Source organism: Flavitalea plasmicola, assembly GCF_030546645.1.
Taxonomy (GTDB): domain Bacteria; phylum Bacteroidota; class Bacteroidia; order Chitinophagales; family Chitinophagaceae; genus Puia.
Genome location: NZ_JAUOTO010000002.1, coordinates 761,426 through 784,502 on the forward strand (window position 1 = coordinate 761,426; position 23,077 = coordinate 784,502).

Annotated in this window: 16 protein-coding genes; 9 read left to right on the forward strand and 7 right to left on the reverse strand. The window is 54.2% G+C overall.

Features of this window, described 5'->3' with window-relative positions; genetic code table 11:
• Positions 1-51 precede the first annotated feature (51 nt).
• Positions 52-2,103, forward strand: a complete 2,052-nt coding sequence (locus tag Q4E93_RS08310; RefSeq protein WP_303584191.1) for an ATP-binding protein — start codon at positions 52-54, stop codon at positions 2,101-2,103.
• 16 nt (positions 2,104-2,119) lie between these two features.
• On the opposite strand, the gene Q4E93_RS08315 is transcribed toward Q4E93_RS08310, so the two are convergent.
• From Q4E93_RS08315 to Q4E93_RS08325, 3 genes are read right to left on the reverse strand one after another with little or no spacing between them, the layout of a single operon-like run.
• On the reverse strand, positions 2,120-2,335 hold the full coding sequence (locus tag Q4E93_RS08315; protein ID WP_303584193.1) for a hypothetical protein: 216 nt from the start codon (positions 2,333-2,335) through the stop codon (positions 2,120-2,122).
• Positions 2,336-2,375: 40 nt separating this feature from the next.
• Positions 2,376-3,392 (reverse strand): SpoIIAA family protein, encoded by a 1,017-nt coding sequence (locus Q4E93_RS08320; RefSeq protein ID WP_303584195.1) that lies wholly within the window; start codon positions 3,390-3,392, stop codon positions 2,376-2,378.
• Positions 3,393-3,450: 58 nt separating this feature from the next.
• Positions 3,451-5,022, reverse strand: a complete 1,572-nt coding sequence (locus Q4E93_RS08325; RefSeq protein WP_303584197.1) for a S8 family peptidase — start codon at positions 5,020-5,022, stop codon at positions 3,451-3,453.
• A 290-nt stretch (positions 5,023-5,312) separates the two neighbouring features.
• Here Q4E93_RS08325 and Q4E93_RS08330 point away from each other — a divergent pair, with 290 nt between their 5' ends.
• Positions 5,313-5,516, forward strand: coding sequence for a hypothetical protein (locus Q4E93_RS08330; protein WP_303584199.1), 204 nt, complete (start codon positions 5,313-5,315; stop codon positions 5,514-5,516).
• 90 nt (positions 5,517-5,606) lie between these two features.
• On the opposite strand, the gene Q4E93_RS08335 is transcribed toward Q4E93_RS08330, so the two are convergent.
• Positions 5,607-9,701, reverse strand: coding sequence for a PKD domain-containing protein (locus tag Q4E93_RS08335; protein WP_303584201.1), 4,095 nt, complete (start codon positions 9,699-9,701; stop codon positions 5,607-5,609).
• Between the two features lie 294 nt (positions 9,702-9,995).
• Positions 9,996-12,521: a zinc-dependent metalloprotease gene (locus Q4E93_RS08340; protein WP_303584203.1), complete on the reverse strand. Its 2,526-nt coding sequence runs from the start codon at positions 12,519-12,521 to the stop codon at positions 9,996-9,998.
• A gap of 114 nt (positions 12,522-12,635) precedes the next feature.
• Here Q4E93_RS08340 and Q4E93_RS08345 point away from each other — a divergent pair, with 114 nt between their 5' ends.
• Genes Q4E93_RS08345 through Q4E93_RS08360 form a run of 4 tightly spaced genes read left to right on the forward strand, consistent with a single transcriptional unit; the run spans position 12,636 to position 15,899 of the window.
• Positions 12,636-13,265 (forward strand): hypothetical protein, encoded by a 630-nt coding sequence (locus Q4E93_RS08345; RefSeq protein ID WP_303584205.1) that lies wholly within the window; start codon positions 12,636-12,638, stop codon positions 13,263-13,265.
• 35 nt (positions 13,266-13,300) lie between these two features.
• Positions 13,301-14,506, forward strand: coding sequence for a serine hydrolase domain-containing protein (locus Q4E93_RS08350; RefSeq protein ID WP_303584207.1), 1,206 nt, complete (start codon positions 13,301-13,303; stop codon positions 14,504-14,506).
• A gap of 55 nt (positions 14,507-14,561) precedes the next feature.
• Entirely contained in the window at positions 14,562-15,281 is a 720-nt protein-coding gene (locus tag Q4E93_RS08355; RefSeq protein ID WP_303584209.1) for a hypothetical protein, read from the forward strand.
• Positions 15,282-15,899 carry a GNAT family N-acetyltransferase gene (locus Q4E93_RS08360; protein ID WP_303584211.1) on the forward strand — a complete coding sequence of 206 codons (618 nt, stop codon included), beginning with the start codon at positions 15,282-15,284 and terminating at the stop codon, positions 15,897-15,899.
• Here the strand turns inward: Q4E93_RS08360 and Q4E93_RS08365 are convergent.
• Together Q4E93_RS08365 and Q4E93_RS08370 are read right to left on the reverse strand one after the other, a co-directional pair.
• Complete coding sequence (locus Q4E93_RS08365; protein WP_303584212.1) at positions 15,870-17,090, reverse strand: YyaL domain-containing protein; 1,221 nt, start codon at positions 17,088-17,090, stop codon at positions 15,870-15,872. The genes Q4E93_RS08360 and Q4E93_RS08365 overlap by 30 nt on opposite strands.
• A 23-nt stretch (positions 17,091-17,113) precedes the next feature.
• Positions 17,114-18,328, reverse strand: a complete 1,215-nt coding sequence (locus tag Q4E93_RS08370) for a DUF2264 domain-containing protein (protein ID WP_303584214.1) — start codon at positions 18,326-18,328, stop codon at positions 17,114-17,116.
• Between the two features lie 58 nt (positions 18,329-18,386).
• Here Q4E93_RS08370 and Q4E93_RS08375 point away from each other — a divergent pair, with 58 nt between their 5' ends.
• From Q4E93_RS08375 to Q4E93_RS08385, 3 genes are read left to right on the forward strand one after another with little or no spacing between them, the layout of a single operon-like run.
• A complete protein-coding gene (locus Q4E93_RS08375) occupies positions 18,387-19,106 on the forward strand; it encodes a class I SAM-dependent methyltransferase (protein ID WP_303584216.1) in 720 nt (239 codons plus the stop codon).
• A gap of 27 nt (positions 19,107-19,133) precedes the next feature.
• Entirely contained in the window at positions 19,134-22,046 is a 2,913-nt protein-coding gene (locus Q4E93_RS08380; protein WP_303584218.1) for an FAD-binding and (Fe-S)-binding domain-containing protein, read from the forward strand.
• A 20-nt stretch (positions 22,047-22,066) separates the two neighbouring features.
• Positions 22,067-23,047 (forward strand): ion channel, encoded by a 981-nt coding sequence (locus Q4E93_RS08385; RefSeq protein ID WP_303584220.1) that lies wholly within the window; start codon positions 22,067-22,069, stop codon positions 23,045-23,047.
• Positions 23,048-23,077 lie beyond the last annotated feature (30 nt).

A 23,077-nucleotide genomic window follows, 5' to 3' on the forward strand; every position in this document is an offset into this window, starting at 1 on the left:
TAACAAGCCAGGGGGTTGCCAATTGCTAAATAAATTAGTATATTGCAACAAATGAAGCATACCAGGCAATTATCGACGCATTCCAGGGTAGTAAAGGAGCTGCTCACCCGCTATAAGGACACTTTTACGGCATTTTGCGAGCTCCTGAACAACTCTTTACAGGCGAAGGCCACCCGGATCGACCTTACCATCGATTATACGGGCAATGGGATCCAGAAGGCCCCCATGACCCGTATAGAACTGACGGACAATGGCATGGGAGTAGCCGCTTCGGAATTTGAAGACAAGATCCTGCTGATAGGCACCAATGTGAAGAAGGACGGCCAGGGCGTCGGACGTTTCGGTGCGCTGCAGATCGGCGAAAAAATGACCATTGATACCGTGGCCTTCGACCCCGTGGGCGCCCATTATACGCGGCTTCATTTTCCCCTGGACTCCTCCACTATCTCCTCTACCCTGTCCAAGGTCAACCTGGAATATGATGTGGAAGTAATGAAGAAAAAGGCGAATTCCTACTACAAGGTCACGATCGAAAAGCTGCATCACAACAGGCAGGGGAAAATACCGTTGCGGAACAGGATCTCGGAAAAGTTCAGCAGCGACGCCATACAGCAATCCATCTTCGAGAAATATCCCTTACAGATCTTCCACCGCGAGGTGCAGTTCACCGTCAACGGCGCTGTTCTGGACCCTTCAGATTTCGTCATCGGCACGCCCGCGCTGAAAAAAACAATGTATGTCGACCTGAAGGGTACCGAGCATGCTTTCGATATCCATTTCTACCAGGTGAAGAGCGCGCTGCATAAGGTGAAGATCTTTTTCTACATCGATCATGCCGGCATCAAGTCGGTGGCGCATGAGTTTACCTATTCGTCCGATTGGTATACGCCCGATCTGGGGACCTGGTTCATCTATCTGGACTCTTCCTTTTTCAATTCCGGTCTGTTCCGCAATATCGACCTGGACTCGCTGGGAGATGAGGAGATCAGGAATCTAAAGGAGTTTATAAAGGATACGGTGAACGATTTTTTCAAGGCCAATAATAAACGTTTTGAAAAATTCATCGCCGGGCTGGAGAAGGACAGCGCCTACCCTGCATCATTCGATTCTCCTATTGCCCAATCCAGGGAATTGTTGTTCCAGAAGATCGCCTACATCGTGGAAGACGACTACAAGCTGCTGGACCAGAAGAATGAAAAGATCAGGGGGCTCTTTTATTCCCTGATCGATAAAGCGCTGGCCAATGGGCATGTGGAAGAAGTGTTTGCGAAAGTGGCGGGCCTTTCGGACGTTAATATGCAGAAATTCCACCAGCTGCTGCAACAGACGGAACTGGAGAACATCATTGCTTTTTCCAGTGCCGTCGCAGCCAAGCTGTCGTTCATCGACTTCCTGTACGAGCTGACCTATGGCGATGTCGCCGGGGTCCTGCTGGAAAGAAGCCAGCTGCATAAGATCATTGAAAGAGAGCTCTGGCTCTTTGGCGAAGCGTACAATGGTTGTCCTCACCTGTGGTCCGACAGGAAGATCGGTAATATCCTGGAGGAGCTGAGGAATAAGTACCTCAACTACCAGCCTTCGAAAGAGGACGAGAACCTTGTCCCGGACGTGGAGGGCCTGGATAACATAACAGACCTGTTCTTCTTCAACGAGAAAGTGCTGGATAACGAGGACAGGGAGATCATGGTGGTAGAGCTGAAGTCTCCCCGATGCGCCATCGGAAAAAAGGAACTGCAGCAAATAGACGAGTATGCTTTTACAGTGGAGAACTATCCCGGGCTTCCCCGGGAAAACACCCGGTATAAATTTATCCTGGTCTCTTCCCGGCTGACGCCGTACACGAAGTCCAAGATGAAGTCCAGCAGGGAGAAATATAAAGTTCCTTTCCTGTATGACCGCAAGGCGGAAAAGAACATCGAGGTCTGGGTGGTGGAATGGGGAGAGCTGATAGAGCTGAACAAACGAAAATTAGGCTATCTTTCTTCCAGGCTGGAAGTGAAGAACAGGAGCGTGAAGGAGAAGTTCGAAGCGGAATACGGAAATATCATCAACGAAAAGGTCGCTGCAAGACTCACGAGGAATAAAAGCTCACTCACCGTCTGAAATGGTCGTGGGGCCGTCAGTCATCATCGTCATTGGCATTATCCAGGCGGGCAAGCTCCCCTTCGTCCAGGTCGTCATCGGGTCCTCCCATGTCCATGTCCGGATCATTGAGGATGTCTTCATCGGCATCCCGGTGCGCCTGTAGGATCTTCTCTTTTTCATTGGAAGGCGGAGGGATGGACGCGGCCGGCTGAGGGGGTGTGCTTTGCGGCTTTTTCTTGCTCTTTGCCATAAAGTAGTTTTTATATACAGCAAAAAAACTATGCCAACCTCTACTCTTTTTGCAGCAGTCCTTCCACCAGCGCCTTCCACTGGACCTTCGAGAGGCCGATGGCTCCCAGGGTCCCTACGACCGCATTGCGGACTTTATCGGCTGTTCCCGGATGGGCCGTATTGGGCACTTCGTTACGCCCATATACGGTGGCGCTGACGCGACGATCCTCCCATTCCACGACAAAATTACTGGTGGCCGAATCTTCGAGGAAATGGGCGATGACAGCGGTGTCCTTTGTCTGCGGGTTGGCGCAGGGCCTCACCTGCAGGAGGGAAATGCCGCCGGAAGGTGAAGGAGCCGGTTGTTCGATCTTTTCTATCCGGACCCAGTCGTAGCCACGCCCTTCATCTGTGGACGGACCGGGAATATCAATACGTATATAGTCGCCTACGGCTGCCCGGCCCTTCAATGGCTCCCCCTCGTCGTCCGTCAGCTGAAAACCAGCCGATAAGGCGCCGCAATGGTCCGTCCATTCATTGACATCCAGCAGCCTTTTGGTCGCCCTTTCGAAGATGAACCGGGCATCTGTCTCTTTGCCCGCTGTGACCTGGGCCGTCGTCATGGTGGATCTGCCCTTTACCTGGGGCGGCAAAAGCTTTTCGATATGAGGCGGGATCTCGTCCTCTGAAGGCTTTTCCCCCGCGGACTGTTCTTCCGTCGCGGCCCAGCGGATAGCCTCTTCCAGCTGGGCAACGGCGAAACCTTTGTACTCGCCTGGCAGGAGAAAGCTGATATTGTCGGTGAAATTCCGGATCTTCTCTACATCGGAGATGATGGCTATTTTGCGCCAGCTGGCAAACTGCTTCATACCCAGCCAGATATCACGGATCCAGGCTCCAATGCTAAAATTTTTTAATGGCGTGTCGACATAGAATACAAAATTCAGTTTACCTGAAAGCGTTGTATGTCGCTTCACTTCGGGAAAGATCACCTTTTCAAAATCATCCTTTGTTACCTCCCCTGTAGCCTTAAATCCCGCGACATTCGAAGGGAGGCCCGGTAATATACCGATCATATCCGCTTTTTTTAGTTGAAAAAGCATCAAAAGTCAAGCCAGCCAAGCTGATCTGTCATTACTTATACGTCGCAGCCAATTTGAGCGCTTCGTAGGTATTGACCACCCCGCCCGTGACACAGATGTCCGAAAGCTGCACCTGGCGTGGTTTGCCTTCTTCGACGATCGTCACTGTGTGGGTGGGTTTCACCGCGCTGCGAAGGATGATATCCTTCACCTGCAGCGCCGTCAGCCTGGGATAGTATTCCCGGATGAGCGCGGCCAAGCCTGTTACGACGGGGGCCGCCATGCTGGTGCCGTCATGGTTGGCATAATGGGAGCCAGGAGTCGTGGAATAGATGGCGACGCCGGGAGCGAAAACATCGACCTTCGTCTTTCCATAATTGGAAAAAGGCGCTACCAGCGTGGAGTCGTCATCCGGTCCCGATGCGCCGACCTCGATCCAGGCGCCGGCAAGACCGCTGCTGTCTTCGTATACCCGTGTGGGGTAGTTGGTGCTCTTTTCAAGATCCTTCCCTTCGTTGCCTGCCGCGTGCACCAGCAGCACATCCTTTGATACGGCGTATTTCACGGCTTCGTCCACGGCCTTTTTATCCCAGCTATATCCTTTCCCGAAACTCATATTGACGACCTTTGCGCCATTGTCGGCCGCATAGCGGATGGCATTGGCTACGTCCTTATCCCTTTCATCCCCATCAGGCACGGCCCGCACCGCCATGATGCGCACATGATCCGCCACACCCATGATGCCAATGGCATTATCTCTTACGGCGCCGATGATCCCGGATACATGGGTCCCGTGATCCGCATTGGGGCCCGTGACGTCGTTGTTGCCATAGTTCCGCTGCCTGCTATTGCTGTAATCATCCCCTACGATGGAACGGGGGTCGTACGAAAGATTGTACTGATATTCCTTTTGCACCTCGAAATGCTTCAGCGCCTCTCCCAGCTCACCGTCCCGGAATTTGATGTAATCGGGGTCTTTCTCCAGCTGGCTGGTCACCACCTTGCAAATTTGCGTCTCCCCGGGGTCTTTGGGAATGTATTTTTTAAAATCTTCGATGGTCGGCGTGTCCTTACCGATGCCTGCTACCACCCTGTCCAGTACGCTTTTAAATCCCTGGATACCCTGCAGGGTACGCTGGGCATTGGTGTAAGCCTGCTCATATTCAGCCTTCATTTTGCGGTAATTCTCCCATTGGGGCCTTTCGGCCGGGGGCACCGTCGTCTCTGTCAGGCTGTCATAGCGGGGGGCATCCCGGCGAAGGATCCTCACCAGTTCCAGATTGTCGTAGTTGACATCCCCCTTGGGTCCCCCTATGAAGTTCCATCCATAAATGTCGTCCGTATAGCCATTGCGGTCATCGTCCTTTCCGTTGCCGGCCTTTTCTTTTGGGTTACTCCAGACGATGGCCTTCAGGTCCTCGTGCGCCGTATCCACGCCGCCGTCGATGACGGCCACCAGGACGGTGGTCGCTTTTTTCTTTGGCAACAGCTCCCGATAGGCCTTTTCTGTGCTGATACCGAACACACTATCTGTCTTAAGATCGAGATTTTGCCAGTTGGCTTTCTGGGCGCCGGCCTCCATACAGAGGGTGGACAGGCAAAGAAAAATGACGATTTTTTGCATGGACGCAAATTTAGCTTTCCCGGTCCGTATCCGGAAATCTGCTTTATAAGGGCATTTTCGTGGTCCGGCAGGGGATCAAATCCACAGGATCCGCCTGCCATCGTACATTTACTAACGTCAAAGTACGGTCGTTATACCCCCAGCAGGCGGAAAATATAACGTAAAATAAATATCGGTTCGGCGTAGTCCCCCCACCGTTTCCCGGTGTTTTTACTATAATAGAAACCACTTAATTCTGATCTAGGGGTAAATACCTCCCCCCTGATCAGTCACCCTTAATGATCTCTGCCATGTATAATTTTCTAAAGGTGGGCGAAGAAGTAAATTTCCAGTGCCTCCGCGACATCACGTTGATCGTAGAAGAAGTAAATGAATTCAAAGGCAACGTCCGTTGCAAGTATTTCGATGAAAACCTGAACAGGTTCATCCAACTCACGCTTCCTGCGGAATCACTGGTTCCCGTGAGAAAAACCAAAAGGGTGTCTCATACCTGAGACACCCCTCCTGGATTGACAAAGTCAATCTGGACATAAATGAGAAAGAGGGTGTCTCGATTTTTTACTTTTGAGACACCCTCTTTCAGATTATTTCACAATGAATCTCATCAACTTCGGTTTTTGTCCATCCTGCTGTTCCACGGACAGCAAATAGACGCCCTTTGCAAGTCCCGATACGGGTAATGTCTGCCGGAAACCGGTGAAAGGACTATTCAGCATCAGCGTTTTTACCACCTTGCCGCTGAGGTCATAGATGAGGAATTTCACTTCCCCTGTCTTCCAGCCGCGCCCTTCCACGGCCAGCTGCTGATCGCCTGCGACCGGATTGGGGTATAGGCTTATCGACCGCTGAGGGCTGTCGCCGGCATCGATAGGAGATGCTGCGCCTGTCGCCGGCTTTCTCAGGGCCGAACCGCCCGTACCTGTCACAACGATGGTGTCCCTGGCGCTGATGGTGGCGGTGTTGTTGTCCGTCGTCTGGATATTGAAGATATAGGTGCCGTTGGTCAGTCCCGTTACGGCGGTAGTCAGCTGGTTCGGGTTTGCGATCGTGGCGCCCGACGGCCCGCTGACCTGTGTCCACTGGTATTTCGTGATGGTATACCCATAGTTCGGCTTGCCTGATGCCGACAGCAGGCTGGCCGTGGCGGTGGCCGTCAGCGTAGCGCTGCCGGAGCTGATGCTTTGCTGCGCCGGCGTCGTCAGCGTATACGGCGTAAAGTTATAGTAAGTCGTCATGGTGGGGCTGATGGCCAGGGGTGTCCGCATAGAGGGCTTCAGCACATCCAACGCATTGGGCCACGTGCCTTCCTGGCCGTTGGCAACGCCATCCCCGCCGACAAAGCTCTTGTTACGCCCCCAAAAGTAGAGGGAGTCCTTATCGTCGGTGGCATAATGATAATACACGAAGGAATTGCCCGTGAACAGCTTTTTGAACTTCGTCCCCGGCATCACCTGCACCGGTGCGCTGGTAAGCATCTCATTCTTCCCCCAATCCCAGGCATAAGGCGTCGCATACAGTTCAGTATGATTGACCTTTTCCTGGCCATTGCCGATCTCACCCTGCACATTATCCCCCAGCCCGTAAAGGTTGCCCAGGCTGTCGATGTAATGGATCGCGCTCTCATTAGCGGAGATCTCCCTGATGGGAACGGTCATGCCCCACAAGGACTTGCACGCCACAGGAGCCGTGTAATTCGCGGCGGAAGCAGCTAAATAATGACCGTTCTCCGCGCCCCAGGCGTAGGGATATCCCATGGTGCTGACGGCAATATTATCCGGTACCACCGCTATGAAATAGCCCAAATGGCTGGCGGCGATGTCGGAAGCGGGACGCGGCAGGATCATTTTCACGTAGTTGCTATCCCCTTTGCCCCAGATATAGACATCTCCCGTCGTGGTCAGCGCCATCAGCGCATTGCCCGTCGCTATCCTGGTGAACTGAACACCCGGAGGCGTATGCAGTTTTTTGGGCGCGGTGATCGTCGTTCCGCTGGAACTGTAGAAGTGGTAATCATCTCCTCCCCAATACCAGATGCTGCCGTCGTTGCGGATGGACAGGTAGGTATAGAAATATCCATAGAGGGAGACATTGCCGGTGAAGGCAGCCCCGGTGGCGTCGGTATTCACACGGGTGCAGGTGTAGGTGCCGGGATCGCTCACCCATACATAGCTCTGGTCATCCAGGATCGAGATCTGGTTGAAGCCGCAGGACACATCCACTGCCTTACGGCCGCCGAAGGTGAAGGGCATGAACTCCACATGGCCTGACACCGTGTTATAGACAAAGCTGCGTACGCTGCTGTCGGTGTACATATAGGCGGCTTTGTATTCCGTACAGGCCACTTTGCGGACGGTGTTGCCGGCAGGAACGACGGGCGCGTTGACGGTGACCTGGACCGTTGCGGTATTCGTCTGGCTGCTGTTGTCGGTGACTTTCAGGGAGAAGACATAGGTGCCGGCGATCAACCCGGTGACGGTGGTGCTGGTAGTTGCCGGTGTGCTGATCGTTGACGTATTGGGACCGGAGACCTGGCTCCATAGATAGCCTGCCAGCGAATGACCGATGCCTGCCGTGGAGGCCGAACCGTTGAGGGTGGTCGATGTGGTCCCTGCGGCAAGCGTCTGGTTGTTGCCCGGGCGGGACACGGGTGGTCCTTTCCGGAGGTTCCACATTTGTGTCCAGGCATTCTGCGTTGTGCTCCAGACCCTTGCATTCAGCGGGAAAGGCGCATTCCAGATGAGGCTGTCGTGCATCCCGCCGGCAATTATTTTATGGTTCCAGCGGCCAGGGATGCCGAAGGTGGTGTCTGCATGGGCGTAGGTATGATAGCCAATGGCATTAAAGCCCGGGTCCTGGTCACCGATGATGTAAAGGACGGCCAGGCCTCTGCGCAGGTTGGTATCCAGTGCCGCCGCCATACCGGCATTCGAGATCGCATTGTCATATCCTCCGTTGGCCATCGGCATAATACCCGTGATCCGTTTGCCCAGGACCGTATCCGGCTGCGGAGGGGTCGGAACATTGTTGCCCATCACGACGGACCACGTGGCGGAGCCGCCGGCGGAAAGTCCGCCCACGAAGACACAGGAGGTGTCCACCCGGTAGTTGGCATAAAGGTAAGGGATCGTATACTGCAGCTGCGGGTAGGAGTAAGATCCGCCGCAGGAAGCGCAGTGTGGACTGACGACGATGAATTTCACCGTATCGCCCGTTGCGCTGTCGATAGCGTAGGGTTTCAGGCCGTGCGCAATAAGCTCGGGCAACGAGGTCCTGGTAACCTCCGTAATATCGCTGGACGCGCCTTCTCCGGCGCCGTGCAGGAATACGTACAAAGGATACCGTTTGCTGGCATTGGCCGGCAGATTGTAATCATCCGGGTAATAAATAAGGGCCTGCGCCTGTGCATATCCGGGAGGCGCCACCGCGATGGGAATGACGGTCTGGTTGCCCACCACCGTGCCGTTGGGCAGGGGACCGGCGGATGCGTTGACAGTGACCTGAACCGAGGCGGTATTCGTCTGGCCGATGTTGTCGGTGACCTTAAGGGAGAAGACATAGGTGCCTGGGATCAGCCCTGTGACCGTGGTGCTGACAGCTGCCGGCGTAGTGATCGTCGACGTATTGGGGCCGGAGACCTGGCTCCAGAGATAGCCGGTGAGCGTATGGCCGGAACCTGGCGTGGAAGCCGACCCGTTGAGCGTGGAGGAAGTGGTCCCGGCCGCCAGCGTCTGGTTACTACCGGGATTCGACACGGGCGGCGATGCAGGCGCAGACGCCCCTTTCCGCAGATGCCACATCTGCGTCCAGGCATTTCGCGTAGTGCTCCAGACCCTCGCATTCTCCGGGAACGGCAGGTTCCAGACGTTGGAGCTATGGGTGCCGCCGGCGATGATCGTATGGTACCACCGGCCCGGCACGCCGTAGGTGGTGTCGGCATGTGCATAAGTATGATATCCAATGGCATTGTATCCCGGGTCCTGGTCGCCGATGACGTAAAGGACGGCAAGCCCCCTGCGCAGGTTGGTATCCAGCGCCGCGGCCATGCCGGCATTCGAGATCGCATTGTCGTATCCGCCGTTGGCCATGGGCATGATGCCGGTGATGCGTTTGGCCAGGACCGTATCGGGCTGAGGAGGAGTGGGGACATTGTTGCCCATCACCACGGACCAGGTGCCGGAGCCGCCCGCGGAAAGCCCGCCCACGAAAACACAGGAAGTATCTACCCGGTAGTTGGCGTAAAGATAGGGGATCGTATACTGCAGCTGCGGGTAGGAGTAAGATCCGCCGCAGGAAGCGCAGTGCGGGCTGACTACAATGAATTTCACCGTGTCGCCCGTCACGGAGTCTATGCCATAGGGTTTTAAGCCATTGGCAATGAGATAAGGCAGGGACGTGTTGTTGACCTCGGTGATGTCGTTGCTGGCGCCTTCTCCGGCGCCGTGCAGGAATACGTACAATGGGTACCGTTTGTTGGCATTGGCCGGCAGGTTGTAATCATCCGGGTAATAGATCAGTGCCTGCGCCTGTGCATATCCGGGAGGCGCCACGGCGACGGGAATGACGGTCTGATGGCCTATCACCGTGCCATTGGGCTGGGTGAATTGAGCATGTACGTTGCCGGTAATCCCCAGCACGTACGTGAACAGCAGGAATAAGACAGGTAAAAGTGCTTTTTTCATCTGGACATAGTTTACAAGGTTAAAAATAGGAGTCCTTCGGGCTGGCCTGGTCGGGCGCAGTCCGGCACTATCATCAGCGCCTTAACGTATTCAGGTATGCAGGTTGAATAAAATGGACGGGTAAGGAAGCGGGGTTGACACGGGTAGGGTTCAATTAATGCGTCAAAGGAAGAGAAATATTCCGGGGCGTCCGGTGAGAGTTTACGGGCGTGCAGGTCCAGCCTGAGAGGTGTGTTAATCTGGCAATGGGCGTGTAACACAAAGCCCGGCGATTTGCCGGGCTTTGTGTTGTTTTTATCCTTTGGGATTCAATGCGAGCTTGATCCGCTCTGCAAGGTCCTTGAGATGATAGCGGCTGATCTTATCGGTAGTCGCCGGTATGGCGTTCAGCAACCTTGCTCTCAGCTCTTCCAGCTCACCTTTGCCTATGGAGGTGAGGTCGGTATTCTTCGTATTGACCCCAAATGTGAGGGTGAAGCCCGGAGCGATGTTCATAGATTGCGGCGGTGCGGGATTGGCCAGTGCGATCAGGGCTTCCACATAGGCCTTCTGCAGGTTCCTGCGATAAGGGTCGATGGCACCGTGTGTGCTGAGCTCTTTCCAGATCTCTTTCCTTACGTCGGCCAGCAGCTCGTCCACCGTATAGACCTTAGCATCCCCGAAACGACCGGCCGCCAGCAGGAGATTGTTCAGTCTCGAATTGGACAGGAGGCTACCCAGCACGCTTGTCTGCATGGAGCCTACTGGGTCGCCGCCGGCGGGGTTGCTTATCTTATTGAGAATGCCCTTATCCAGGAGCCATTGCGGCGTTTGAAATACCTGCTTGTTCAAAAATGCCACTGCTTCCTGCTGCCTTGCCTTTGGCGCCGGCGCATACACGTCTCCCGGCTCTTCCACACTATGGAAATTCTCGTAGACGCCGCCCACATTGCGCAATACATGTCCTACATAGCGGTTAAACTGGCCGACCACCTGCCGGTACATATCGGAGAGGTTCTCATATTTATCGGCCTCTTCGCGAGTCCATTCCGGTAGGTTAGGCAGGATCCGCTGCAGGTTCTTTATGCCATATTCACCTGCTTTCATGTTATTGTCGCCCAGGTCTTCCGTCTGTGCCCTGGAGTCGAGGCTATATCCTTCTCCGCCGAACCACAGGCGGGGGTTGGACCGCAGGCTGTCGATGATCCATTTATTGACGATCTTCTCATCCTCCTTTTCATCTTTCGCGCCCGACCAGGAATAACCCCATTTGATCGCCCACCTGTCGTATTCGCCGATGCGGGGGAACAGATCCGCTTCCGGGATATTATCCTGCGGCTGTGCCACATAATTAAAGCGCGCATAGTCCATGATGGAAGGCGTATGTCCGTGTTCGTCCAGCCAGGCTTTATCCCTGAGCTTTTCCACGGGCACGGTGCTGCTGCTGCCCATGTTGTGCCGCAATCCCAGCGTATGTCCTACTTCGTGAGAAGAGACAAAACGGATCAGCTGACCCATCAGGCTATCGTCCAGCCTGACCTTCCGGGCCCGGGGGTCCACCGCCGCCGTCTGGATCATATACCAGTCATGGAGCAGCTCCATGATATTATGGTACCAGCCGATGTGGCTTTCGATGATCTCCCCGCTGCGGGGATCATGGACGTTGGGACCATAGGCATTCTCTATATCGGACGCGAAATATCGCAGCACGGAATAGCGGGCGTCCTCCAGGCTCATGGTGCTGTCATGCTCCGGCCATTCCCTGGCCTCGATGGCATGCCTGAACCCGGCTTTTTCGAACGCCTTCTGCCAGTCATTCACGCCGGCTATCAGGTAGGACACCCATTTTCTGGGCGTGGCCGGATCGATGTAATAGATGATCGGCTTTTTAGGTTCGACCAGTTCACCCCGCTGCCATTTCTCCATGTCCTCAGGCTTCGGCTCCAGTCTCCAGCGGACGATGAATTCCTGGTTCTCTACCTTCTGCTGATCGTCTGTATAGACAGTATAGTCGTCGGCAAAATAGCCTACGCGTCTGTCGAACAGCCTTTTCTTCATGGGCGTGGACGGCAATAAGATAAAAGAGGTGTTGAGCTCCAGCGTGGAAGCGCCGGCAGCATCGGTAGGCGAATTAAAGCTGAAGCCTAAAGGGTTGGAGGGGCCGCCGCCAACCATAAAAGTCTTTACGGTCCTTACCTCTGTATTGATGGGAAAGGTGCTGATGTGGTCTATATAGCTGCGGTCACCGGCGAGTCCTCCCAGCTTCATCCTGCCCTTTACGCTTTGGGGAATGCTTACAACGAGATTGTCACCCTTGAAGAAGTCCGTGACATCGATGATGGTACTGGTCGTATCCTTGCCAAAAGCCTTTATATCGAAGGATGCGGCAATGGGGTTAACGTTAGAGTTGGTGACGGCTTTGTAGATCTTATTGGTGGAATCGGCCATGTTTACCAGGATCACCACCCGCAGGAATAAGGTATTGTTGGGGCCTTTTTCCCATTGCAGCACCTGCTGGTTGGCCATCTCACCGCCATAAACGCCTCCCCCTGCCGTTTTGCTAAACCGGGTAATAGCCATGACCTGCTTTTTCAGCAGGGAATCCGGGATCTCGAAATACCATTTTTCCTCTACTTTATGTACGGTGAACAGTCCCGTCGTAGTGACAGCTTTGTCTGTGATGACGTCTTTATAAGCTTTGGGACCTTGCTTGGGAGGCGCTACCACCGGAGGCTTGGGTTTGGATGTGTCCGTTCCCGGCGGGATCACGGTCTTACGTTGTGCGAATGCAGAAAATACGGTCACTGCGGCCATTGCAGTCAAAATGATCGGTCGCTTCATGTAATTGATTGAGGGGGTGTTGAATGTTTTAATAGAATTGAATTCAATTGCGGCCGGAAAATACGATTTTGTCGCAACTTTCGTTTACCATCGATAAAATAACCCCGCCCTCCCATGCGACCTGTTTATACGCTTTCGCTCTTCCTGGCGACATTTGCCGTGACGGCTGGCCATGGTCAGAAAAAAGCCCCCGATGAGGAGGTACATGCCGGCCTTATTTCCGGCAAAAAAAGATCCATGATCGCCTATGCGGGGAAGGATCATTCTTTTACGATGGACGTCAGCAAAAATGCTAAAAATTCCGATCTTCCCGGGTTTATCACTGTCGACGGCCAGATCGTACAGGCTACCCTGGTACCTTCGCAGCCCGCTGTTGATGCACGACAGCTGACGACTGCGCAGGAGAAGGAAGTGTTGACAAAATACATGAATTATGAGTTGGGATATTACAAGAAAAAGTTAAAACAAAATTATAGCCAGCTGCAGACGGAGTGGATCACTGTGAAGGACAGGATCTTTCTTGTGTGGTATTTCGACATGCCGAAGGATTACAGGCTGGTGAGCAGGCAGCTGTATTTTTCGACATTGTTTGGCGGGGAGGTGCTGGACCTGAATGCACCGGTGTTTAAAACGGAACAGTTCTCGAAGGCGAGAGGAGTGCTGACGAGGTTGGTGAATTCGCTGAAGACGTATGAGAAGTTGCTGGATGTGGAGGGATTGAAGAAGGAGCTGAATAAGGGGTAGTTATTGGTTAAACAAATCCTTTGTATCTTAAACAAATGAAATCCTTGCTAACTTTCATTTGCCTGATATTTATTTTTTCCTTAGGCTCGCAAGCGCAATCCAAAAAATCCCCGCCGGATTATTTTCCCCCTCCCAACGAATGGCAGCACCGCGCGCCTTCTTCCCTGGGACTGGACTCCACTCAACTTGCCGAAGCGATCCGCTTCGCAAAAGACAACGAGGCCAGGATGCCCCGCGACCAGGAGCTGGCGCAGGCAGAGACGTTTGGCCGGGAGCCGCATGATGAAGGCGTGGGCCCCTTCGCGGACCGGGGCGATCCCACGGGCGTCATCATTTATAAAGGATATATCGTCGCCGAGTGGGGAGAGCCTCTTCGCGCGGACATGACCAACAGCGTTACCAAGAGTTTTTTATCCGTCGTCGTGGGACTTGCCGTGGACCAGGGACTCATCCGTAAGGTGACCGATACGGTAAGCTATTATGTTCCGCCCATAGAGGTGTACAATCCTCTGAATGTGGAAAGTTCCAGGCTGATCTATCCTTTCGAAACCCCGCATAACAAAGTCCTCAGCTGGGAGGTGATGCTCCGTCAGACCAGTGACTGGGAAGGGGTGCTATGGGGCAAGCCCGACTGGGGCGACAGACCGGGGAGCAAGCCGGAGGAATGGGTGGGGCGTCAGCGCAATGCGCCGGGCTCCGTCTGGAAATACAATGATGTACGCGTCAACGCCCTGGCGCTGGCTGCCACTTGTGTGTGGCGCAAGCCGCTGCCCCAGGTGCTGAAAAGCTATATCATGGACCCCATCGGGGCATCCTCCACCTGGAGATGGAATGGCTATCGCAATGCATGGATCGTGGTGGATGGGCAGCCTGTGCAATCCGTCAGCGGCGGCGGCCATTGGGGAGGCGGTATGTTCATCAATGCTTATGACATGGGGCGCTTTGGATTGCTTACCCTTCACAGGGGTAGTTGGAATGGCCGCCAGCTGATCTCAGAACAATGGGTGAGACAATCGCTGACGCCTACCGGCGCGAATCCCACCTATGGATATATGAACTGGTTTGTCAACACCGATCATAAAATGCTGCCCAGCGCACCAGCGACGGCCTTTGTCCACATCGGCAACGGGACTAACTTTATTTATGTAGATCCTGTCCATGACCTGGTAGCTGTCGTGCGGTGGATCGAAAACGCTTCCATGGACGGGATGGTAAAAAGAATTCTGGCGGCTGTTCCTTAAATATTTTTATCTTTAATAATAGGTTCCGCTGGTAGCGCTTAAAAACTTCAGCCATATGGAAGAATACAATGTACAGCGTAAACTGAGAACTTATTCTGTAAATATTCGATTACTCCAGCAGATTGAAGAACATATAATTGATAAAATGCCGGGAATCATGCCGACCTCACCGGGAGAAAGCCATTTGGAAGGACATACCACGCTTTTGGTGTCTGATCCTTCAGGCACCGAGCAATTCACCCCGATGAGCAAATACACGCAGCCACGTTTTGATAGTGATGTTGAAAAAGTAGCACTCGAATGCAGTTATTGGGTCGGGCAAAACGTGTCTGAACGCCAGGCACTTCTATTAGCCCTCAGGTTCAGCAGCGACAGCGGGGATACGGATCTCTCCATCACGCTGAGGACGCATGCCGCCAAAGAAAAAGCTATGGACCTTGAACAAAGCGTGCTGCAAAAGCTGGAGGAAAACAAGACCATCAACTGGATCGCCTACCCCAATGATTTTATTCCTACACTGATATTCGTCACTGGTTTCCTTTCATTTCTATTTGCATTAATGGTTGCCAATCCAATATTGAAAACCATTTGCATCCTCGTGTTCGCAACTGCTATCTATCTCGTCATGCATCGTTTTATGAAAGGATATTGCAGCTTTGATTCCGTTCGTCAACGGCGGCTGGATGCAATTTTTAAATGGATCGTCTTTGCTATCATTGGTTTTATAGTACTGTCCATGTTCACCCCCCTCAGAAAAATATGGTGGGGTTTTTGAATGGACCTTGCCAAAACATATCGTATCGAGACTGAAAGGCTGGTGCTGCGATGCTATGAGCCCGGCGATGCGTCCAGACTTCATGAAGCCATCATCCGCAGCCTGGATCATCTTCGTCCGTGGCTGCCCTGGGTACAACACGAACCCAAGGATCCTGAAGCGCGGATCGACCTTATCCGCATGTTCCGGGGACAGTTCGACCTGGGAATGGACTACGCATTCGGGATCTTCGACAAGATGGAAACAACGCTCATCGGCAGCACAGGTCTGCACACCCGCATCGGAAAGAATGCCCGGGAGATCGGCTATTGGATAGGCGTCGACCATGTCGGCAAGGGCTATGCCACAGAAGCCGTGAGCGCGCTGGTCAGGATCGCCTTTGGCATCGAAGGACTGTCGCGGATCGAGATCCGCTGTGCGCCGGACAATATCAGGAGCCGGCATGTTCCGGAAAAGCTGGGCTTTCAGATGGAGGGTGTCATAAAGAGGACGTTGTCTGACGATATTGTCGACACCATGGTCTGGGCAATGACAAAAAAAGACTATGAATCCAATCCTATCCGCCAATTGCGGATAAAGACATTCGATCTAGCGGGCAGGGCCCTCTTTCTCCCCTAGTTGCTTATACCGCAGCATGGCTTCCACAAAATAATAGTCGGCATAGGTTAGCGGCACATCCACTTCAGACTTTCCGGGGAGATGCCCCACGCTGTGCTTTAAAATAAATCCGCCATTGGAACCCACCACGGCCTTATAATTATTGGAAGACAGGGAGACGATGATCTGTTCCGCCACGTCCAGGTATTCCCTACCCTTTTCCGGGGCGACATCCCTGCTCAGCTCTATCAGTGCGGAGGCCATGATGGCTCCGGCCGAAGCGTCCCGTAAAGCCCGCTGGCCTTCCGGAGCGTTGTAGTCCCATACGGGGATCTTGTCTGCCGGCAGGTTGGGGTTGGTCAGGATAAAATGAGCGATATGTTCTGCCTGCTCCAGATAGCGGGGGTCATGGGTGCTGCGATACATCACGGTGTAACCATACAGGCCCCAGGCTTGTCCCCGCGCCCAGGCTGAAGAGTCGGAGAATCCCTGCGCCGTCTGACGGGCCAGCACGGCGCCGGTGGCCGTGTCGTAATCCACGACATGGAAGCTGCTGTAGTCGGGTCTGAAATGGTTCTTCATCGTCGTGTTGGCATGTGTCACAGCGATCTTGTAGAAGGAAGAGTCGCCGCTGACATGCGTCGCCCAGAACAGGAGCTCCAGGTTCATCATATTATCGATGATGACAGGGTATTTCCACTTCCCGTTATCCCAGCTGCGGATAACGCCTGCTTTCGCATTAAAGCGTGTGGAGAGCGAGCGGGCGCTGTTCAGCAGGATACTGTCATAGTCTCTGGTATTTAGTATGCTACGGGCATTCCCAAAGCTGCAATACATCATGAAGCCCAGGTCATGCGTGCCTTTGTTGAACTGTTCTTTTTCCAGGAGACTGAGCCTGCGCGTGGCTTCATGCAGCAGGGAAGTATCGCGGGTAAAACCGTACAGGTACAGCAGTGTTCCCGGATAGAAACCGCTGGTCCACCATTCCGAGTTGCTGGTCTCCAGCTTATCCGCGCCTGCATAATAGGTTTTGGGCAGACGGTCGGCCGGAACCTTTCCCATCAGCACTTTATATTGGTTGGCAGCTTGCCGGAGACTGCCATCGATGAGACGGATCAGGGGCTGCTTGGGTTGAAGGCGAACAGGCTTTTGCGCGATGCCGGGTAAGAAAGAACAGGCGATGATCAAGATAAGGAAAGGGATTCTAATCATAAGGTTGCCATTATTTATTTATGCTAATCTATGGAATGATCTCCGGAAACATCCTGCCCGCTCCATATTTTCTGCGCCGTCCATTGCGCCTGTGGAGAAGACCAGAACACGTCCGTATCCGGTAGCCCCAATGGCAGCAGGATGACAGCGCAAAGGTAGCCGCTGCCCGTCGTATTGTAAAAATCGGCCTGATCGGGTTGACTCCCCACCACTCCTATGTTCAGCCAACCGTCTTTCGTATAGGTATGGGGGTCGTCCATGGTCCTGTGCAGGACGGCCGTAAGAGCGCATCGCACCTGGGCTGGCGTCAGCTGTGCCGGCAGCTCTTTCCGCCAGGCCATATCTGCCAGGTGCTGGAAGACGGCGCCCCTGTAAATGACGGATCGTCCCATTACCGGGTAAGATCCATCAGGGTTGACCAGCCGCTCCTGGATGAGGGCATAGCGTTCATCCCGTTGTTTAAATTTATCCAGGAAGGGAGCATATGCGCCGTTCTTCCCGTGCACGATCTCCGTGATGGCGGTGAGAAAAGGATGAATGACAAAGCTGTTATAGTAGTCGTTGTGGTAGGCGGGTCCATCCGAATAAAGGCCATCTCCGATATACCAGTGATCCACCTGGCGGATGGCGTAGTCCATGCGCATCTCATCGTAAGGAAGGTCGTACCTGCAAAAGAAAGCTTCTATCATCCCCGAGAACAGCAGCCAGTTGTTAAAGCCGGGCTTTATCTTCCGCGTGCTGACCAGGGCCGTCACCACCTGCCGGCGGGCAGCCGTATCCAGATGTTCCCAGATCCAGGGACAGCGGACTAAGGCGAAAGCAAAAAAAGCGGCGTCCACCAGGGCCTGGCCGGGGCTATCCCAGGACATATAATCCGCCGCGGAAGGATCTGTGGCATGGGTGATGGCTTGCAAGACCCAGGTCCTGTACTGGCTACGGAGGGCCACCTCCATTGCCGGGCCTCCTTCGCCGCCGAGCCAGGGCGCGAGCCCGCAGAGAGTACGGCCAAAAGCTTCCAGGTAGGAGGCCTGGGTACGTGATGCGGCATTGTCCGACCTTTTAGAGACAACCACCGGCATGCTCTTCCTGAGATCGTCCTGCGCAAGATGGGAGAGGACGGGCCGCGCCAGCTTGTCCATTTGCTGCAGCCAGTATGCCCTGTCGGATGCCGTTTTCTGGCTGTAGGCGGCCGTACAAGCCATCAGCATTGGGAAAAGAAGCAATTTCAATTTGTTCACTATTCTGGATTTTGGCCTAATTTAATCAAATGTCGTCTTAACATTTCATACAGGCGTCGTGAAGCATCCTTTTTGCCCGATATGGCGTATAGGAGGTATGCCCGTGCTGCATACCAGTCAAACCAATAATATTTACATCCCCGGCCTGGGCAGGGCGGAAGATGACCTGGCTGCTTTCGCTCCGGGCGGCAGGGACCGGTGTGTGCGCGGTTTTACGGATGAGGAGGTGGCTCAGTTGCCGGAGTTGCCGGAAAGTCATGTGCAAAGCGGGATCTGGCGTCATCGTAAGGCATCTTCCCGCCGCCTGGTGGAGTACCTGGCCTTTAAGAAAAAGGCGCTCAGTATCCTGGAGGTTGGCTGCGGCAACGGGTGGCTCTCCTTTCAGCTGTCTTCCATACCCGGCAATAAGGTGCTGGGGCTCGACCGGGACCTGGGCGTGTTGCAACAGGCGGCAAGGGTCTTTCGTCACCAGCCCAATCTGAAATTCATGTGCGGGGACTTTTATTCGGACATCATGACCGGGCTTACCTTTGACACCATTGTCTTTGCCGCATCCATCCAATACTTCCCCTCCATGAGGGATATTCTGGGGGCCTCCATGCTGCGGCTGAAAGAAGGGGGTGAGATCCATATCCTGGACACGCCGATACGGGCAGGGGAGCTGCGCATTTTCAGGCATCGTTATATGTTCAATCCCCGGTCTTTCTGCAACAGGCTCATGGGGAGGGCTAAGCAACCGCCCTGGATACGGGTGACCAATTACCGGCTAAATCGTTAATGGCCTAAAGTTCTTAAATTTGCGCCCATGAGCGCAACATTGCTGAATTTGGCCCGGCAACTGGAAGGAGAATTCTATTTCGACGATACGATGCGGACCTTATATGCCACGGATGCTTCCGCCTATCGTGAGATGCCGCTGGCCGTGGCCGTTCCAAAGACGGTGGAGGATATTAAAAAGCTCATCGCCTATGCCCGGACGGAAAAGCTGTCCCTCATTCCACGCACGGCCGGTACGTCCCTGGCGGGGCAGGTCGTGGGTAAAGGCATCGTGGTAGACGTCTCGAAATATTTCACCAGCATATTGGAGCTCAACAAGGAAGAAAGGTGGGTACGGGTACAGCCGGGCGTCATCCGGGATGAGCTGAACCTGTTCTTACGTCCCCATGGGTTGCTTTTTGGTCCCGAAACGTCCACCGCCAACCGTGCCATGATCGGCGGAATGGTGGGTAATAATTCCTGCGGGTCCAATTCCATCGTCTACCGGAGCACACGGGAGCATCTGCTGGAAGTGAAAGCCTTGCTCAGCGACGGGACGGAGGCCGTTTTTCATTCCCTCTCACCCGATGCGTTCCATGCCAAATGTGATGGGACAGGATTGGAGGCGGCAGTTTACAGATCGGTGCGCCAGATCCTGGGGAACTATGACAACCAGGTGGAGATCCGAGCACAATTTCCCAAGGCCAGCGTCGAAAGAAGGAACACGGGCTATGCTTTGGACCTCATGCTGGATACCGCCCCTTTTACTGCCGGGATGCCGGATTTCAATTTCTGCACGCTGCTGGCAGGCTCCGAAGGCACACTGGCCTTTATCACGGAGATCAAATTGGATTGCTCTCCCCTGCCTCCGCCCGAATCCGGCCTGCTCTGCGTGCACTTCAATACCATCGACGAATCCCTGAGGGCCAATCTGATCGCCCTGCAGTATGGCCCCAGCGCCAGCGAGCTCATCGACCATTATATCCTGGAATGCACGAAGGATAATATAGAACAGCGCAAGAACCGTTTTTTTGTGCAGGGCGACCCCGGCGCCATCCTGGTGGTGGAATTTTCCCGGCACAGCCGGGAGGAGATCAAAGCCGTCGCAGCAAAAGTGGAAGCCGACATGCGGGCGGCGGGACTGGGTTATCATTTCCCCCTGCTGTTTGGAGAAGACACCAAAAAGATCTGGACCCTGCGTAAGGCGGGATTGGGATTGTTGAGCAATCTGCCTGGTGATGAGAAAGCCGTTCCCGTCATCGAGGACACCGCTGTGGATGTTCGGGACCTGCCGGCTTATATCCGGGAGTTCAATGAGATCCTGCAAAAGCATAACCTGTATTCCGTACATTATGCGCATGCGGGCAGCGGGGAGATCCATTTACGGCCCATCATCAATCTGAAGACTGCCGAAGGTAATCGGCTCTTCCGCACGATTGCGGAAGAGATCGCCACCCTGGTGAAAAAATACAAGGGGTCTCTCAGTGGCGAGCATGGAGACGGGAGGCTGCGGGGGGAGTTCATTCCTCAGATGGTAGGCCACCGGAACTATGAGCTGATGCGCGACCTGAAACGAAGCTGGGACCCTGACGGCATCTTCAACCCCGGGAAGATCGTCGATACCCCTTCCATGAATTCCATGCTGCGTTATGAGCCGGGCCAGCGGACCCCGGCTTTTCCCACCGTGTTCCGCTTCCACCGCCAGGACATCCTGCAGCATGCCGAGCAATGCAATGGCTCCGGCGATTGCCGCAAGACCCATCTGTCGGGGGGCACCATGTGTCCTTCCTTTATGGCGACCCGTAACGAAAAAGACACCACGCGTGCGAGGGCCAATATCCTCCGTGAATTCCTTACCCATAGCGATAAGGCTAACCGGTATGACCATAAGGAAATATACGAGGTAATGGACCTCTGTCTCAGCTGTAAGGGCTGCAAGTCCGAATGTCCCTCGAATGTGGACGTGGCGAAGCTGAAAGCCGAGTTCCTCCAACATTATTACGATGCCAATGGCGTGCCGTTCCGCAGCCGGTTGATAGCCAATTTCGCCGCCTCCGCCCGTCTGGGTTCGCTGGCGCCGGGACTCTACAACCGGGTGGTAAAGGGTCGTCTGACGGGCCGGTGGATCAAACAAATATCCGGCTTCGCCCTTGACAGGAGCATGCCGCTGCTGCACAAGACCACGTTAAAGGCATGGTATAAAAAACATACGCGCGCCGCGTCGGCTGCCAAGGGGCGTGTCTATCTTTTTTGCGACGAGTTCACCAATTACAACGATACGGACATAGGGATCAAAACGATCCTGCTGCTGGAAAAGCTGGGTTATGAAGTGGTGATCCCGGACCATGGGGAAAGCGGCAGGGCCTGGCTTTCAAAAGGGCTGGTCAGGCATGCGAAGAAGATCGCCGCATCCAATGTACGACTTTTGAGCCCACTGATAACGGAGGAGACGCCGCTGATCGGCATTGAGCCCTCCGCCATTCTCACGTTCAGGGACGAATATCCCGATCTGGCCGACGATGACTGGCTGGCAGCGGCGCAAAAACTGGCAGCCAATAGTTTCCTGGTGGATGATTTCCTGGCCCGGGAGATCGATAAAGGTAATATCACGTCGGGGCAGTTCATCAGCGATACCCGGCAGATCCAGCTCCATGGCCATTGCCAGCAGAAGGCGCTTACCACCGTAGCCGGCTCCGTAAAGCTCCTGTCCCTTCCGCAAAATTACTCCGTGAAGGTGATCCCGTCCGGCTGTTGCGGGATGGCAGGGTCCTTCGGTTATGAGAAGGAGCATTACGACCTTTCCCAGAAGATCGGCGAGCTGGTGTTGCTGCCGACGGTCCGCCGCCAGCCGGAGGATGTGATCATTGCCGCACCCGGCACCAGCTGCCGGCACCAGATCAAAGACGGTACGGGCAGAAAAGCGCTGCACCCCGTGGAGGTACTCTATAACGCCTTGTTGTAATTTAAATCTATCCAACGACCATGGCCCTGAATAAAAGGATCGACCCGTATATAAAACCCAACAACGATACGGGGTTCGGCACGAATGCAAGCAGTTACGGCGGAAGGTTCATCAACCGGGACGGGTCGTTCAACATCCGTAAGGACGGCGTGTCCTTTATGAACAGGTATAGCATCTTCCATGATATGCTGACCCTGCCGAGATGGAAGTTCATCTCGGTCATCGTACTTTTTTACCTTGTCATCAACCTTCTTTTCGCCGTCGTCTATCTCCTTATCGGGATCGATCAATTCCAGGGGGTCATTGGCAGCACTCCCTGGGATAAATTTAAGGAGGCCTATTTTTTCAGCACGGAGACCTTTACGACGGTGGGATACGGCAGGGTCAACCCGGTTGGCGACGGCGCCAACCTGGTAGCCTCTTTCGAAGCTATGATGGGATTCCTTTCCTTTGCCCTGGCCACCGGCCTCATGTATGGACGCTTTTCCCGCCCCAGGGCCTACCTGGTATTCAGCGACTTTGCGCTCATCAGCCCCTACAAAGGAGACCAGGCGCTGATGTTCCGGTTTGCCTCCTACAAGGACAAGCATACGCTGACGGATGTGGAGATCCGGGTGAACATCGGGTTGAAGGTCCAGGTGGATGGGAATGCGGAATACAGGTACTATGAATTGCCCCTGGAGCGCAACAGGGTGGAAATGCTATCGATGAACTGGACGGTGGTGCATCCGCTGGATGAGAAAAGCCCTCTCCGCGGCTTCACCTGGGAGGATATGAAGTCATCCGATGTGGAGGTGTATGTGCTGATCAGGGGATTCGACGACGTCTACTCCAACCAGGTGCTGCAGCGTACCTCCTATACCTATGACGAGATACGCTTCAACGGTAAGTTCGTACCCATGTACCGGGAGAGCGATGACGGCAAGACCACCATCCTTGAGCTGCATAAGCTGAACACTTTTGTCGAAACGGACCGTCCACCGGCAAACAGGCAAGATTAACCGATCCTTTACAACAGTCACGCAACGGCG